Genomic DNA, 17,262 nt, shown 5'->3' on the forward strand with positions numbered 1-17,262 from the left:
ACAAGTGAGAGGCATTTTGATAAAACTTGTTTTGCATTCATGGCATTTACGCGTGGTAATTTTTGTTTGGCGATAAATTTTATCACCCAATGCCATGAATGTTCCTAAGTTTTTAACCTATCTCATTATTTTTATTGATTTTTTGTGGGGATTCGTCAGACTCTTACCCCACTTATTTAGTACGTTTCCTCTGTATTTCTCTGAATTTATATAAGTTTATCCCCTGTAGATTCAGTCCATCTTTCTACAACTAAATCTTCAAAGATGATGCCATTTTCGAGTGACAAATTATCAGCATGTTCCATTATTATCACTTGGGGTTGCTCATCAGTGCTAAGCTTGATATCTTCCAGTTTCTTATTTATGACATCAAAGATATTTGCTACCTCCATTAAGTCTTTATCATCCTTTTGAATTCTCCCTGAAGGAAAATAAACTTGGCTAGGCTGGTCTATAAATAGAATTGATGGGATACAGGAATTTTCCTCTTTAGCTGTCAGGTGCAGTAATGATAGAAATAGAGAAAGATGACATGCAAGCCAATTAGCACCACTGCCCATCTCATAGAGTCTTATTTTTTGCTTTCTACTCTCAACATGGAAACTGAAGCTTTCTAAGTCAAAATGGAGTGTCACAGGTCTTAACTCATCTTCAAAATCTAATTCATCACAAATATCTGTCATACTTTTAGATAGGAATCGATTTGCTGCATTATACTTTTCTTGCAAACCATATAAATTGATCTTCTCTCTTAACTTTATAGCTCTTTGTCTAGACTCTGAAAGGTTAGTGTCAGAACTAATCAAATTATCTCTATTAAAAAACTCAGCAACTTGAGACATTGTCTTCCCGCGCATTGTCATTGCAGAGTCGCGAAACCTAATTTTCTGAGCAACCTCTTTTTGGGATATTTCTAGTTCTTTCAATTTCGCTCTATTAATTCTAATTTGACGTTGCACTTTACTCTTTTGGGACTCTAAAGCAGTTACCTGTTCTGAACGGTCTTCGGTATAGTGACCAATTTGTTGAATTTTGTTGAATAAACCTGCTCTAGCTTCATTGATACTATAGAGTTGTTCATTCATATGAGGTAATTGAGACTCACAAACTGGGCAAGTAATATCTTTGGTATCAGAAATGTTATTAACAGCTAAAGTTGATTGAATATTGTTTAAACTGTTCATGTAACTATATGCTTGATCACCATTACTTTCTAATAATACCAGCCTTTTTTCTACATCAGAAAGTATTGCCCTATCGTTGGTAATAGAATCATTCAGCTCTTCATATTTTCTCCAGACTCCGTTAGAACTATATGATACCTCCTGCAACATGGGTAGTTCTTGAGCTAAAGCTTTTAATTTCCTCAAAGGTAGATCACAGTCATATTGATAGTTGATATAGCTGAAGTAAGACTCAACTAAGTTTTTCACTGTTTCTTTTTTTTCAGATTCTGACTTCGTAGATTTCTCTCTCAGCTTCTGCTCCACTTTTATTTTCTTTTCAAGTTCTTCTAGCTCTCTGAGGCTACTGTAGTATTCGCCATCGACCCAACCCATAAATATAGGGAACTCTTTGATAGTTCTATCACGCTTGTCATAGCTCTCAAATCGATGGAACAAAGCATGCTTATTAGCTATTAAGTTTTGATGCTGAAATAAAATGGAACTAGCACTTCGGATTGATGCTTTGCCTTCTTTTCTATTGTTTACACTGTACGATATGTCGCTAACAGCTAAGCCAATGAACTTTTCAAATCTTGACTGAGCAACTTTAAGTAGTACAGGTTGTATAGAAGAGAAGTAATCACAAGAAAACTCATCTAGAAATAAGTCATTAGTTTCTATTTTGACGTATGCAGCCTTTCCTTTTCCAGTTTTTCTAGCATGACGACCAACTACAATATAGTTTCCATCGACTTCGTAGATTACACAAAACAATTCTGCAAATTCAGTGATCACCCCCGCTGGAATGCTTGATACACCAGAGAATAAACAGTAGTCTACAATTTCTAAGATTGCACTCTTACCTGTTTTCGAATCTCCAGTTATTACATTTACTCCACGCTTAAAATCAACAAATCTCATGTCACCAGAGGAGTTAAATATTATAACTTTCTTAATTACAGCTTTCATTACTTAAATCCTATCTGAATAAACACATCGCTTGGCTCTTCCTTTGAAAGAACCACACCTAAGTTGTATGCAGCTTTATAGAAACTTTTTAACCCTGCATTACTTTCATCCTTATAGTGAACAGCTTTCTTCATACACGCCATGTCAGAGACATATATCGAGTTTGAGTTAGATAGTGCTATTAACCCGTTGTTTGAATAGACTTTGAAATTAGGTATTGTTGCGTTAATACCAATAATGGATGTTTTGATTCTGTTTTCAGACAACAAGGTCTCGATGGTAGTTTTCACATTTGCTTTGGATAACTTACTTTTTAATTCTGGTATGTTCAGTAGTGGGATAACTAAGTAAATTAGCTCAAGTTTTATGCCTTGTTTATTGTTCTTTTGTGCACCACTAATGAAGTAAGACAATAGGGAGCCAACCCAGCATGGCGAATACATTAGTTCACTTAATTGTTTAGCCTTCATATTAACTCTCAACTATAGGGATGCAGAAATATTCTGCTTGAACAATCCCATGTACACTTCCTTGGAAGTAATACCCATGTATGCCACTTACACCATCCATTGTTAAGTCTTTAATATCTAGGCATTTATCATACATATCTCTTGATGCTTTTTTTACACAAGCGAACTCGCCACTTTCAAAGTAATCTTCATAGCTTTCCTTTGTTTCGAGTAGAAGATCAAGTAACTCGCTTGTGAAGTTATCTATAGTTTCAGGGGGGACTGAAGTAGATAACATTTTCAATTTACTATTATCTGCTCTCAAATAGTTATTTACTGCTCTGTCAATTTTTCGCACAGTGAACCCTACGCTATGCATTTGTTTTTCGAATAGAAATTTCTGGTCGATTCCTCGATTGACTTCTTCTATTTTTGTAACTGGAAATGCAGTTACACCTTGTGTGTATTTGCGTAAAAAACGAGCATTGTTATCTCTAAAATCATTTATGTTAACTTCCCAACAGTTTGGGTTTCTAATTGCTTTAGTTGTGATATAACCGATCATCTTTTCTATAAAGTCGGCTTTATCATATGCTGAAGTTATAAATTGAATTCCTGAGTGAGATAATAGGCTATCTAGCTTTTCTTCTACTTTAGGCTGTGATGAGTCTATAGTGAGCTTGCCTAATATTTCCTTAAGGATCTCATCACTTTCCGACATAATTCTTGAATGTTGAGTGCTTATGGTCTCATTTGACTCGATCCCTTTAATTCTGCTTAATTTCTCTGATGCCTCAAGTGTATTCCAACCATAAAAAATTGAATCAGGTTTGATCGACTGAGTCGTGTGTAATTTTAGCGAATCGAAAGCGTCGTACGCAAGTCTATCATCAACCAAGTTATACAGAGTCTTCCAAAAATCTATATGTTTGCTTGATAAGTTGCCTTTTCCAAAATGATGCTTGACCTCAACAGACTCGTTATCTGTAGCTACATCTCCGTAGTACTCTATGTATACTGTTTTGTTGGGAGGTGAATCCAGGCAGTATTCAAGTGAGATAAGTTTTTGATACTCTATCCCAAGTATATTTTTTGTGGCATCAGTTCTTTCAGGCATAGTGATTAATACTCAATAATTTGGGCCGGGCTAAATTTTTCACTTTGTGCTTGCAAATAAGTGGACTGAGTCACTTTATAAATTGACTCTATTTCCCATTTTATTATTAGAAATGCATCAAAAAGATCAAAGAGGGAAGGGCGTTAAGCTGTGTGCTGTGGCTTTGTATAAACGATAGCGTGGTGGCTATGGTTTCATCCCTGATTTCGATTTGATCACTTGTTGCTTTAACTGCATTAGAGACAGCATTCCTTGTGTGTTCAGACAATAACCGATTTTTACGCTTTTATTCAATCTATTTCTAATTATCTTGTTGCTATTATGTATGTCAAAAATGTCATAGCATAAGAATGACTTGTATCAGTGTGTTTCTTAATGGGTAGCTGTAAAGAAGGCGCGGAATCAGCTGTAGTGACACTGCTACTATTTTACCTGTAAGTGACACATAAAAAGGCCTGCTTATTTTAAGCAGGCCTTTTGGGTTTAGTTTTCGCTGTTAGTCATGTTCACTTCAAAAACATCGCTTAAGCTAGTCACTATTTGGGTAAGTTACTTTCTAGTTTCTAGTTTCTACTCTCTACACAAGCAGTTTATAAAAGCTGTCTTAGAACTGGTTCATTGTGTTGTCTTTACCAGACGCTTTAAGCGCTTGGTCACCAGAGAAGTACTCTTTGTGTGCATCACCCATGTCTGAACCTGCCATGTTTTGATGTTTAACACAGGCGATACCTTGACGGATTTCCTTACGTTGAACATTGGCAACATAACCCAACATACCTTGGTCACCGAAGTATTCTTTAGCCAAGTTGTCGGTAGACAGTGCAGCTGTATGATAAGTCGGTAGTGTAATAAGGTGATGGAAAATACCTGCTTCACGTGCCGAGTCAGATTGGAAAGTACGAATTTTTTCATCAGCTTGGATAGCAAGCTCAGTGCCATCATAATCAACACTCATTAATTGAGGGCGGTCGTAAGCTGATACGTCTTGTCCTGCTTTTTGCATCGCATCAAATACTTGCTGACGGAAGTTAAGCGTCCAGTTAAACGATGGCGAGTTGTTATACACAAGCTTGGCATTAGGAACAACTTTACGGATTTCGTTAACCATGGCACCGATTTGAGATACATGCGGCTTTTCAGTTTCAATCCACAATAAATCAGCGCCATTTTGCAATGAAGTAATACAGTCAAGTACACAACGCTCTTCACCCGTACCAGCACGGAACTTAAATAAGCCATTTGGTAGACGAGCCGGTTTGACCAGTTTGCCACCTTGCTTGAATACCACATCACCATTTTCAAGTTTTGCTGCATCAATGGCTTCAACTTCAAGGAAGCTATTGTATAAATCGCCTAGATCGCCAGCTTCTTTAGTGACAGCAATTTTTTGCGTTAAACCAGCACCTAATGAATCGGTACGCGCAACAATCACGCCGTCATCGATACCGAGCTCTAAAAATGCATAACGAACCGCGTTAATTTTTGCTAAAAACTCAACGTGTGGCACGGTGACTTTACCGTCCTGGTGGCCACATTGTTTTACGTCTGACACTTGGTTTTCTAATTGAATACAACAAGCACCGGCTTCAATCATCTGTTTTGCCATTAAGTAAGTGGCTTCTTCGTTACCAAAACCGGCATCAATGTCGGCAATAATCGGTACAACGTGGGTTTCGAAGTTTTCAATTTTGTGTTGAATCGCGGCTTTATCTGACTCTTTAGCACTATCTAATTCGCGGAACAGGCTACCCAGTTCACGGGCATCAGCTTGACGTAGGAAGGTGTATAGCTCTTTAATCAACGCAGCAACAGAGGTTTTTTCATGCATAGATTGGTCAGGTAATGGACCAAACTCACTGCGCAGTGCCGCTACCATCCAACCAGAAAGATATAAGTAACGACGCTTAGTGGTTAATAGATGTTTTTTAATCGAAATCATTTTCTGTTGGGCGATAAAACCATGCCAGCAACCTAAAGACTGAGTGTACTGCGATGAGTCCTTGTCGTAGTTGTCCATGTCTTCACGCATGATCTTGGCAGTGTACTTTGCGATGTCTAACCCAGTTTTAAAACGATTTTGTAGACGCATACGAGCGACTGACTCTGGGTTGATGGCATTCCATGCACTACCTTCTGAGTTAATCAAGGTGGCAGCTTCATCGATATTATTTTTGTAGTGAGTCATGTGTTTATTCCTTAACAAATAGATTAGCGGCAATTGATTACGTTGAAAATAATAGCTAGATTTGGTTAAATAAGCCTAATTTATACTTACTATTTCCGGTATTCACCATATGAATGTATCTCGTATCGACTTGAACCTCCTTGTTTATTTAGATGTTTTACTACGTGAAAGAAATGTTACTAAAGCGGCAGACCAGCTTGGGATCACCCAGCCTGCAATGAGTAACGGCCTAAAACGCTTACGAAACTTGTTTGATGATCCGTTACTTATTCGCACGAGTCAGGGCATGACGCCGACCGAACGTGCAAATGAGTTGCAACCCATCATCAGTGAGTTGATTATTGGGCTGGAAAAAGCCGTACAACCGCGCGCCAATTTTGATCCACTCGACAGTGATAAAGTCTTCCGTGTTATGGCAAGTGATTATGCTGAAGCGACGTTAATTCCGCCACTTATTGCCAAGCTTCGTACTCAAGCGCCCAACATTATTTTAGATATCATGACCCCAAGTGATGTCAGTTTCCCTGATGTAGAACAAGGAAGAGTCGATATGGTGATCAATCGTTTCGACAGTATTCCGCAATCATTTCATCAAAAAGTATTGTGGAGCGATGATTTTAGCTGCCTGATTAGTAAGGGTAATCCTGTTTTAAAGAAATTTTCTTTAGACAGTTATTTAAAAGCTAAGCATGTGTGGGTGAGTAAAACAGGAATGGGCGTTGGGGTAGGGATGAACCCAGATGATGTTCAGCGTTTGGGTTGGGTAGATGAAGCGTTAACGCGAATAGGTGTAAAACGCCAGATCACCGTTTTTACTCGCCATTATCAAACCGCTTGTTTGTTGGCTGAGCAACAAGATTTGATCGCAACCATACCAAGTAAGATGGCTCGTCATCACAATAATAATGATCGGGTGAGCATTGTTCCGCCGCCTTTTATTATCCAACCCATAGCATTGACTATGGCTTGGAGCCCTTTGCTTCAGAATAATCCAGCGCATCAGTGGATGCGTCAACTTATCACTCAAACCGCAGAAGAGATAAATAGAGGCGATGTTTAATGTTATTGGCATTATGATCTTTAGTTACGCATATGTTGTAAAGTAACCAAAAAACGCCATTTTGCCATATCTTTGGTGAATAGCGGTGATAACAAGTATAAATTGGATAAATAAGATAACTTTGATATAGAGTAAAGTATTACCGCGTATGAACAGTAAGCTGTTAACAGTGGCATCAGTTTGGGTTAATGATTTATGGCTAATGATTTATTGCTAAGGATTTGGGGCTAATGATTTATGGCCAATGATTTAAGGCTAATGTTTTAGGGCTGAGTTTACGGTCAACGCACAGAAATTAAGGTAGGGATATAAAATGACAGCACGTATTCAAGTAGGTGGATTACAAATAGCGCAAGCATTGTGGCAGCTGGTCGACAGTGATATTTGCCCAGGTACTGGCATTGACTCTGCAACCTTTTGGGCAAAATTTGAGGACATTATTAGCGAATTTTCTCCGGTTAATGTGAAGCTATTAGAAAAAAGACAACAACTACAACAGCAAATTGATCAATGGCATATTGAGCATCCCACCAAAGATTTTGACCCTGCAACATATAAAGCTTTTCTGTCTGAAATAGGTTACCTGGTGCCTGAGGGTGAGGCTTTTCAAATTCGCACTGAAAACGTTGACCATGAAATTGCCGCGCAAGCGGGACCACAGCTTGTAGTGCCGGTTAAAAATGCGCGCTTTGCGCTTAACGCTGCCAATGCTCGTTGGGGCAGCCTGTATGATGCACTATATGGTACTGACGCGATATCTGAAGAAGGTGGCGCGGAGCTAACGAAACAGTACAACCCGCTACGCGGCAGCAAAGTTATCGCTTTTGCCAAACAGCACTTAGATACCGCTTCGCCTTTAGCACAAGGCAGCCATGCCGATGTGACCCGTTATTACATCGACGCAGGTGTGTTACGGATGCAATTAACAGACGGCTCGATTACCACTTTAGCCCAAACCGACAAGTGTGTGGGTTACCAGGGTAGTGCCGATGCACCCAGTGCTATTTTGTTAGTGAATAATGGTCTGCATATCGAAATTCAAATAGACCCAAGCAGTGTAATTGGTGGCAGCGATCGCGCTGGCGTTAAAGACTTACTGGTTGAAGCCGCTGTTACCACCATTATGGACTGTGAGGACTCTGTCGCCGCAGTGGATGCTGAAGACAAGGTTGAAATTTATCGCAATTGGTTAGGTTTGATGCAAGGTAACTTATCTGCTTCGCTGACTAAAAATGGTAAAGAGATCGTTAGAGAACTCAATGATGATCGCGTCTATACCGCTGCTATTGCCAACCAGAGAGCCAACCAGAATGCAGATTTAGAAACAGTTACGTTACCCGGCAGAAGTTTGCTATTTGTGCGTAATGTGGGTCACTTGATGACCATTGATGCTGTGCTGGATAAAAATGGCAACCAAGTACCTGAAGGGATACTTGATGGCATGATCACTGTGTTTGCTGCGATGCACGACCTTAAAGGTAACAATAATGGTCGTAGTAATAGTCGCAAAGGTTCGGTGAATATTGTAAAACCTAAAATGCATGGCCCTGAAGAAGTGCAATTTACCTGTGACCTGTTTACCAAGATAGAAGATGCGCTCAATCTTCCGCGTAATACGATTAAGGTCGGCATTATGGATGAAGAGCGCAGAACGACACTGAATTTAAAAGAGTGCATTAGGGCTGCTAAAGAGCGCGTGGTGTTTATTAATACCGGCTTTCTTGACCGCACCGGTGATGAGCTGCATACCTCAATGTTAGCAGGCCCGTTTGTGCCTAAATCGGTGATGAAACAGCAAAAATGGATCAGTGCTTACGAAGATTGGAATGTTGATATTGGGCTTGAATGTGGCTTACAAGGTCGCGCTCAAATCGGTAAAGGCATGTGGCCTATGCCAGATGAAATGGCCGCGATGCTTGAGCAAAAAGTGGCTCATCCTAAAGCGGGTGCAAACACCGCATGGGTGCCGTCGCCAAATGGTGCCGTGCTGCATTCTACGCATTATCACCAAATTAATGTGGCAGACGTTCAGCAACACATTAAGCAACGTCCACGTGCTAGCATTGACAGTTTGTTGACCATTCCTTTACTTGCAGAAGGGGTAACACTCACCAATGAGCAAATTACTTTTGAACTAGAAAATAATTCTCAGGGTATTTTGGGGTATGTTGTGCGCTGGATTGATCAAGGTGTGGGCTGCTCAAAAGTGCCTGATATTAATAATGTCGGCTTGATGGAAGACAGAGCAACCTTACGAATTTCATCGCAATATTTAGCTAATTGGCTTGAACATGACCTATGCAGTGAAGCGCAAGTGATGGCGGCGTTGAAAAAAATGGCTGCGGTGGTCGATACTCAAAATGCTGGTGATCCGCTGTACACTAATATGGCACCTCACTTTGACGGCATCGCCTTTAAAGCAGCATGCGATCTGATTTTTAAGGGCAAATCTCAACCTTCTGGTTACACTGAGCCTTTGCTACATGCTTATCGAATTCTAGCTAAAACTAAAGCTAAAGCAGGTTAATCAGTATCGTTAATACTGGCTTTAAGCCTATGTAGTCACGCAATAAATAAGCCTTGATCTTGCAAAGATTAGGGCTTTTTTTGTGGTTATTTTTTAGTTGGTGTAAGAGTGATGTCAGAGTAAATTTTTAAAGTACTAGCTAGCCTACGGGGTTTTGAACAGATTGTTTGGCCGATTTATTTCAGACATCGTTAGATACAAAGCTTTTAAGTGTGGGTCTCATTTATGATTGTTTTCAAAGCCAGATTAAGCGAGGCTATATAAAACTGACTAGAGATGAGCCTGATGAAATATTCGTTATTTGCTTTGGGGTTACTGTTTAGTAGCCAGACTCTTTTTGCTATGGATGTTGAATATACTGCAACGCCTATCGATATTGATGGGGTTGCTGACTCTGCCTGGCAGCAAGCGAAGTGGCATACGATGCCGTATTTAATGGATGGAGTATTGCCCGACTCTGCGAGTGATTTTAGCGGTCAATATAAATTACTGTGGGATGAGCACTATTTGTATCTGCAAGCTGAAATTACCGATGATGTATTGCTTGATACCCATGCCGACCCAACGGTGAATTATTGGGATGATGACACTCTGGAAGTGTTTATTGATAGCGATGCTTCTGGTGGCGACCATCAATTTAATCACAGTGCATTTGCTTACCATATTGGCTTAGATAATCAGGCGGCTGATTATGGCCCAGACAAACAAGCTCATTTGTATACGTCGCACTTAAAGAGCCGTTGGCAGCGCAGTAGTGAGGCGCCTTATAATGTGATTTGGGAGGTCGCGATTAAGCTGTATCCTAATGATTTTAAACAAGGCCAAGAAGATAAGCCTTTACTGCTAACACCAAATAAAGTGATCGGTTTTATGCTCGCCTATTGTGATAATGACGGCAGCCCATTAAGAGAGCATTTTATGGGTTCTCATGACATTACTCCGGTTAACGGTGACAAAAACAGAGGGTTTATTGATGCCAGTGTGTTTGGCAAAATAACCCTGAAACGCTAGGGCCTGTTGATCTTTCAAGGTTGTTTGTGCGTTTAATCGATTTTAATTACCAATAGGCGAAACGGATGCCCGATTCAAGCAACACTATTGCAGCTCAACAATGGCGGCATGCCGATCCTTTTATTATGATCTGGACTGTTAGCCCAGATCAGATTGATCATTATCAACATGCCAACAATGTCGCGTATGTGAGCCAATTAGAGCAAACCTCCTGGGCACATTCTAATGCGCTTGGGTTAACGATTGAGCAATATATCGCGTTAGATAGGGGCATGGCGATTAGCCGTCATGAGATTAATTATTTGGCTGCGGCTTATCTTAATGATGTCATCGATTGTGCCACCTGGATTGTGGAGTGCGATGGCAGGCTGAAACTGGCGCGCCATTTTGAGTTTATTCGCCGCAGTGATGGTGTGTCTTTACTCACGGCACGCACCGAGTTTGTGTGTATTGCTTTGTCTAGCGGCCGCCCAAAACGAATGCCCGAAATATTTGCCGATATTTATGGCCGAGCTAACATTCAGATTAACGAGTAGCATTCAGATTAGCGAGTAGGATCACAGTGTAGCGGTGTGCTTATTAGTTAAGGTTGTTAGCGTAACGTTTTACTTTTGACTAGTATTTAACCTATGTGAGTTAAGGAGATAGACCATGAATGTGCGTGATATTATGACCCCTAATCCGGTGTGTATTAGCCATGAGGCGAGCCTTAAAGATGCGCATCTGTTAATGCAAAGCCGAAATGTGCGTCATTTGCCGGTGATCAGTGAATCTACTGGTGAGTTTATTGGCATGCTGACACATAAAAAGATGATTGCGATGGTATTAACCATGCTTAATAAATATGGCCAAGGGGCACTTGATCGAAAAGAGCGTTACACCCCAATTGCCGAGGTGATGGATACTCAAGTGCAAAAGCTTGGATTAGATGAACCGTTAACCATTGTGGTGCAATATTTTATCGATAACAAATTAGGCTGCTTGCCTGTGGTCGATGAGCAAAACCAGGTATTAGGGATTGTCACCTCGTCTGATTTTGTCAAACTGTGCCAGCGTTTATTGCTACAACAATAAACGCCAGCTGGCTTTGATGATTATTTGAGGCGTTGTGAGTGTAAGCGCTTGAGTTGTCACGTTAGCGTAATACCATTAATAGCGGATGCCTTTTATTGTAATGACGCGACAATCTCACGGAAAAACGCGATGGTTTCATGCTTTGATATTAGGCTATCTTGAAAGCCTAAATCGGCACTGTTTTTTACAATAACCACATTATGTTGTTGATTCACATAGATATATTGCCCATAAACCCCAACACAAAAGAATTCCCCTTGCTGTGCTTGTGGTGGTAACCAAATTTGGTAGCCGTAGCCGAGTTTGTCTTTTTGCGGTTTAAGGTATTCAGCTTGTGGTGTGGTGGCGGCTTTTATCCACTCTGCCGAGACGATTTGCTTGCCGTTAAAGTCACCATTGTTTAGCAATAAACGGCCAAAGCGGGCGTAATCACGGGTAGTGACATTTAAGCCGCCTAATGCAAATTCAGCGCCTTGAGAGTCGGTTAGCCAAAACGCATCGCTTTCCATGCCGATGGTATTCCACAGGTTTTGTTGGATCAGTTCGACTAATGATTTTCCGCTTACACGCCTGAGGATCATGCTAATTACGTGGGTGTCCATGCTGACATAATGAAAGACTTTACCTGGCTCAGATTCATTCACCAGTTCACTGGTCATGTCGTCTAACGAGCCACCAATGGCCAGCACTCGACCCATTTTGTTAATGTCAGAATTAAAGTCTAGATAGTCTTCGTTCCACTTAACCCCAGACGACATTTGCAGTACGTGTTTAACTTTAACGTTGCCATACCCAGATTTAGCAAGCTCTGGCAGATAAAAGCCGACTGTTTTGTCGATATCAATGTTGCCAGCATCGACTTGCATACCAAATAATATCGACACAAAGGATTTGGCCATCGACCACGAAATCCGTTTGTCGTCACTTTGGGTACCTAAATAGTATTGCTCGAAGGTGATGTTGTCGTCTTTAAGCACTAACAATGCGGTTGTTGCCCTGCGCGCTAAAAACGCATCGCTATTAGTGACTTTGTCTCGGTAGGTGAAAGAGTCTGGCAAGGCTTTTGGTTCGACGCCAAATACATAAGGTTGACCTTGGTGAACAATTTTTTTGTTGAAAAACACGTCATTCATGTGGGAAAAGTTATTCACGATGAGTGCTTCATCAAACAAGCTGATGACGCTGTATAAGCGGTTTGCGCTTTGCCAATTAAATGCCAGTAAGATAACGGCAATGGTGATAAGAGCTATAAAAGAGCCTTTGATGAACTTGAGCAAAGTCGACATGAGTGTTTCCAAATAGCGTAGGCGTTAACAATAACCTAATGTTATCGAGACTATAAATCAAATAGTTAACGAGTTTGTTATGGCTACCTCTGGGAATGGTACGCCCTGTGTTGAATGGCTAACAAGACTCTCGGCATTAGGTTGTTGTTAATCAAAAACAGCCATTAGATTTACCATTACTTGTGTTAATTTCCGTGAGTCCTAAAACCGCTGTTTTGTTTATTCTCGGTGTTATTTACTTTGCTGCCATTGGCCTATCAGTTAGAACAACTGTTTTAATTAACATTTTTACAACTTAATGGTTACGAGTTTATCTATTGCTAAAGTAGGTGGTGGCGACATAGCTTACATTACATGTAATGTATTTCATTGAAAAATATCATTAATTTTTTGTTTCGGGTTTATTTTAACATTTTATTATTTTAGAGTATGCGCCGCTAGGAAAGCACGTTGGCCAACATTACGGTTAGGCCACGGTTGAGTTAAAGGATTAACCCTTTTGGTTAACCCACTCTATTTATCTGCTTGAATCACCTAGTGTAAAATAATCAAATTAAGGAATGATTGATGAAAAACGTGACTGCATTAGCATTAGTATTAGGTTTTACTGCTTTACCTGTTATGGCTGCACAAGATGCGCCATTTCACCACGAAGCGGGTCTAGGATATTCTGCTAATACTGAAGAGTTCGGTGATGGACAATGGGATCTAAACTACCGTTTTTATCTTGACTCAGTATCACAAGAAAAAGGCCCATATGCATTAAATGGCTTTTTAGCACAATCTACTAATGTTGGCGCTAGCTATTCAATAATTGATGATGCTGACCTTGATATTTTCAATGTCGATGGCACATATGTTTTCGATTCTAAGTGGTTTGTTGGCGCGGCAATCCAACGTTATGATGCTGGTGCTTTCGATACTGATACTTACAAACTTGATGTAGGTTATTACTTCAACGACAGCTCAAAAGTTGCTGCATTCTATGTTGATGGTAGCGATATTGATTCTATCTATGGTCTTGAAGCGCGTAGCTTTATCGATCTTAAAAGCACTACAGGTATCGATTTAGGTGCGATGTGGACTCATACTGATGATGACGATATGTTTAACGTAAACGCTGACTGGTATGTAACTAAAGCATGGTCTGTGGGTTTAGGTTATGACGATAATGGTTCAGACGATAACTTTACCGCCAAAACAGCTTACTGGTTACGTATGTCAGATTCTTTTTCAGCGACTTTTGAGCTAGCAAAAGTACTTGATTCTGACGTAGACGGTTTATTTGTTGGTGTGGGTGTTGTTGGTCGTTTCTAAGCTAAAAAATCTCTAATAAAATGTTATCAATAACCGCTTATTGATACAGATCCTCTCCCTTAAAGAAAGGAGCCTTAACCAGGCTCCTTTTTTATTTTTTATTATCTTTAATCATTGATGGTTGAGGCTATTCTTTCATCTTCAATAATTCACTGTCGCTTAAATCCGCTTAAAATCTTTGTCTATCATGTTACTCAGCAGTATTTGTCCTGCTTGGTTAACTCTAAACTCGCCATATCTAGCCTCTTCAAACTCTTCAGCTCGACCTTCTTGAAAGAAAAAAGCGTTGCTGGCCAGTTTGACCCTGCCGTCACGAACACGGTATTGGATCAGTCGCTGTGCTGGTGTTAACGCAGCGCCGTGGTAGATGCCATCGAACTGAGCGATGTGGTTATTGTCGAGTGTGACAATAAAAAAGCCATCATGGTTATTTGGCTTGTTTGAGAGTTGATCAACTGACTGGCTAACGACTCGGGCAATGTCGTAATTTAATGCCATGTAATCGCCTTGCATTAACGACCTCGGATCGACCGGCGCGAGTTCAAACAGGATTATTTCGCCATTAGCCAACAGCTGTTCTTGCTGAAAAATCTTGTAGTTAATACCGGCGAGTATCCACAATGCTGCGATAATAGCCCAAAGTGACCGCTGACTTAGCTGGCGTGAATTGAGCGACGCCATAGTATTTAATTCCATTATGGTTGCTCCTTATTTTGTGCCGTTGTCGCGGTATTCATTGTTATTTCTGCTTCAGCTGTCTTGTTAGTATTCATGCTCATGGCAAATCTGAGCAGTAGTAGCACTATGCCGCTGGCCATTAACCACAATGACTTATCAAACAAGTCGATGTGGAGTGAATAATAATACATGCTGATAAAGGCGAGTAGGGCGCATACCGAAATGATGACTAATTTATGCTCGTTATAAAAATAACCTAGCAGTAGCATGAGTAGTGCTGCGCTTAATCCGCTCATGACGATGGACAGTAGACCGATTAATATCGCCGTTAGGATAACCATTAACATGTCACGGGGACGCACAGTAACAACGTGATCGCGATTGCCATACTTAGTGCTATCGGTATTAGTATTGCTATTGGCATTAAAGTGGAGCTGGTTATAAATTTGATTCATCAACCATAGGGCTGATAACAAACTGATGACGATAGCTAAGTAATCACTGAGGCTAGAGCTTAGTGCCATGAGTACGTTGGGTAATTCCATCGTGTCGCCCATTTCAGATAACATGAAATTGGTGAGTAGTAGACTGATAGCAACGGCGTAACCTAACATTCTGATGCGCTGGTAATGTTGTGGCCATCGATAAATTTGAGTCCAGATAAGCACTAAACTCAGCACCAATAATGGCAATATAAGTAGTGATAAATGGTTAATCACTAAGATGGCTAATAAGCTGGGCACCATGGCTAATGCCGCGACAAATTGGTTAGCTTTGTGGGGGATGACGAGCCAGTGTATGGCAAACGTGACCCCATAAATAACTGCTATGAGTGTTTCGTTGCTTGATTCTAAGCTTTCGAAGGTGCCAAAAAGCAGCATTATTTGTCCGCATAGGCTAAATGCAAATACCATCTGCAGGATAAACTCTTGTCGATTTTCGCCTAACTTGTAATACGCTAAGCATCCGAGAGTGAGCGTGGTGCCAAAGCCTATAAATGATTCGGTTATATCACTTACAGACGACACCCCCACCATCACAAACGCCAATAAGAATAGCGCTGCAATCCAACCGCCCAGCATTTGTGCGGCAATCATATACCAAGGGTTGGCTAACATAGATTCTGGTGCGGTATCTGTGTTTACCAAACCTTTATTGTGCAGTGAAAGCCATAATGTGTTGGATGATTTAATATTACTCATGAGCGGCTTCCTCACTGTTAAGCGTTGCCGTTTGAGCAAACTCTTTTTGTAATTGTTTTAGCCAATATAAACTGCCACTGGTTAGGCCTATAACCACCATTGCTATTAGAAAAAAGCCTCCAATGGGGTCGTGGCTATCAAGAAGCTCTCTTGAAAGTAGCGAGACAATCGCGGTGCTTATGCTGGTTAACACCAGTGTGAGTGGATATAAAGAGGGAGAGCGATAACGGTACCAAACAAATAAGCTGGTCAGAATGGCGAGGTAAAGCAGCGCATAATAGGCAATATGCTCACTGGAGTTGTAGTCATAGCTGAAGTCAAAAATAACCCACACGATTAGCCAGGTAAATGCACTTATACTAGCCAGTAAACTGGTTGCTTCTACCATGAGGCAGTTAAAGCGCAATTGTCCGCGCCATTGAAAGCTTTTCGCAAGGATAAATAGTAGGTGAATGGCTAAGTTAACTAAGCCAAAAATAGCAATTTGCTGGATGTCTTCGAGTAGAAAACTAAATACCGATGCAAAGGATTGCAGATATAGCCCTAAACTGACGTTGAGTAACACCACTATTAGTAACCACAACAGATCAAAACCTGCGATGTAAGCAAAGGGTAAAATGAGTACCGCCCAAATGGCGAATAATTGCCATGGGTCAGCGCCTGTTTGATAGGTTTGCCCTACTAACGCCAGTAATGCCCCAAGCATAATGCTGGCACCCAATAACATGGCGTTAGGCAGGTTCCAACCATAAATATTTGGGCTAGGCTGGCTTTGCTGAAAATGCGGCGTATGCTGATTATGTGGCAAACTGGATGGTAAAAGGTATTTTTTTTGTGTGTGATTAGCGAGATAAAATCCGCCAATAAACAGCGTGAATAGGGTTTCGACTATGGCAAATTTACTCAGATGCGATAGCGCATCCCAGTTAAACGCCATGAAAAATATCACACCGGCGCCCACTAATAACACCCCGAGATACAATAATAGATTGGCAATTAATTGCTGCCACTTGTTTGCATTGGGGTGAGGGTAGGCCTCTAACATTGCGGCCTTAAAGTTAGCGCGGTCTATCTTACCGTCTAAAAACCAATGCCATATAGTGGATCGTTTTTGCGTCATCATTCCCTTGTCCGTTATCCCTTTTATTGAATCAGTTGCAGCCAATACGTTTTCACTCACTAAGCTAAATGTAAACTAACGCTACTTATATGCAATTAAAA

General features: G+C 40.7%; 14 protein-coding genes. 6 read left to right on the plus strand and 8 right to left on the minus strand.

The window, feature by feature from the left end:
- Positions 1-206: 206 nt before the first annotated feature.
- The 4 genes from EGC82_RS05215 to EGC82_RS05230 form a co-directional block, all read right to left on the minus strand.
- Positions 207-2,135, minus strand: coding sequence for a DUF3732 domain-containing protein (locus tag EGC82_RS05215; protein ID WP_124729817.1), 1,929 nt, complete (start codon positions 2,133-2,135; stop codon positions 207-209).
- Entirely contained in the window at positions 2,135-2,605 is a 471-nt protein-coding gene (locus tag EGC82_RS05220) for a three component ABC system middle component (protein WP_124729818.1), read from the minus strand. The genes EGC82_RS05215 and EGC82_RS05220 overlap by 1 nt, the downstream gene beginning before the upstream one ends.
- Before the next feature lies 1 nt (position 2,606).
- Positions 2,607-3,701 (minus strand): hypothetical protein, encoded by a 1,095-nt coding sequence (locus EGC82_RS05225; protein ID WP_124729819.1) that lies wholly within the window; start codon positions 3,699-3,701, stop codon positions 2,607-2,609.
- Positions 3,702-4,305: 604 nt separating this feature from the next.
- A complete protein-coding gene (locus tag EGC82_RS05230; protein WP_124729820.1) occupies positions 4,306-5,886 on the minus strand; it encodes an isocitrate lyase in 1,581 nt (526 codons plus the stop codon).
- 109 nt (positions 5,887-5,995) lie between these two features.
- On the opposite strand from EGC82_RS05230, the gene EGC82_RS05235 reads away from it, so the two are divergent.
- From EGC82_RS05235 to EGC82_RS05255, 5 genes are all read left to right on the plus strand, one after another.
- Entirely contained in the window at positions 5,996-6,946 is a 951-nt protein-coding gene (locus EGC82_RS05235; protein WP_124729821.1) for a LysR family transcriptional regulator, read from the plus strand.
- A gap of 313 nt (positions 6,947-7,259) precedes the next feature.
- Positions 7,260-9,473, plus strand: a complete 2,214-nt coding sequence (locus tag EGC82_RS05240; RefSeq protein WP_124729822.1) for a malate synthase G — start codon at positions 7,260-7,262, stop codon at positions 9,471-9,473.
- Between the two features lie 285 nt (positions 9,474-9,758).
- Entirely contained in the window at positions 9,759-10,484 is a 726-nt protein-coding gene (locus tag EGC82_RS05245) for a CBM9 family sugar-binding protein (RefSeq protein WP_164839091.1), read from the plus strand.
- 65 nt (positions 10,485-10,549) lie between these two features.
- Positions 10,550-11,020, plus strand: a complete 471-nt coding sequence (locus EGC82_RS05250; RefSeq protein ID WP_124729824.1) for an acyl-CoA thioesterase — start codon at positions 10,550-10,552, stop codon at positions 11,018-11,020.
- 115 nt (positions 11,021-11,135) lie between these two features.
- Complete coding sequence (locus EGC82_RS05255) at positions 11,136-11,558, plus strand: CBS domain-containing protein (RefSeq protein ID WP_124729825.1); 423 nt, start codon at positions 11,136-11,138, stop codon at positions 11,556-11,558.
- Positions 11,559-11,650: 92 nt separating this feature from the next.
- Here the strand turns inward: EGC82_RS05255 and EGC82_RS05260 are convergent, their stop codons facing one another.
- Positions 11,651-12,844: a serine hydrolase domain-containing protein gene (locus EGC82_RS05260; RefSeq protein ID WP_124729826.1), complete on the minus strand. Its 1,194-nt coding sequence runs from the start codon at positions 12,842-12,844 to the stop codon at positions 11,651-11,653.
- A 567-nt stretch (positions 12,845-13,411) separates the two neighbouring features.
- On the opposite strand from EGC82_RS05260, the gene EGC82_RS05265 reads away from it, so the two are divergent.
- Positions 13,412-14,161 carry a putative porin gene (locus tag EGC82_RS05265; protein ID WP_124729827.1) on the plus strand — a complete coding sequence of 250 codons (750 nt, stop codon included), beginning with the start codon at positions 13,412-13,414 and terminating at the stop codon, positions 14,159-14,161.
- Positions 14,162-14,320: 159 nt separating this feature from the next.
- On the opposite strand, the gene EGC82_RS05270 is transcribed toward EGC82_RS05265, so the two are convergent.
- The 3 genes from EGC82_RS05270 to EGC82_RS05280 are packed head-to-tail and all read right to left on the minus strand — an operon-like array spanning position 14,321 to position 17,164.
- Positions 14,321-14,857, minus strand: a complete 537-nt coding sequence (locus EGC82_RS05270; RefSeq protein WP_208646930.1) for a GDYXXLXY domain-containing protein — start codon at positions 14,855-14,857, stop codon at positions 14,321-14,323.
- Positions 14,857-16,041: a DUF4401 domain-containing protein gene (locus EGC82_RS05275; protein ID WP_124729828.1), complete on the minus strand. Its 1,185-nt coding sequence runs from the start codon at positions 16,039-16,041 to the stop codon at positions 14,857-14,859. The genes EGC82_RS05270 and EGC82_RS05275 overlap by 1 nt, the downstream gene beginning before the upstream one ends.
- Positions 16,034-17,164, minus strand: coding sequence for a DUF2157 domain-containing protein (locus EGC82_RS05280; protein WP_124729829.1), 1,131 nt, complete (start codon positions 17,162-17,164; stop codon positions 16,034-16,036). The genes EGC82_RS05275 and EGC82_RS05280 overlap by 8 nt, the downstream gene beginning before the upstream one ends.
- Positions 17,165-17,262: the final 98 nt, after the last annotated feature.

It is taken from the genome of Shewanella livingstonensis, assembly GCF_003855395.1.
Lineage (GTDB): Bacteria > Pseudomonadota > Gammaproteobacteria > Enterobacterales > Shewanellaceae > Shewanella > Shewanella livingstonensis.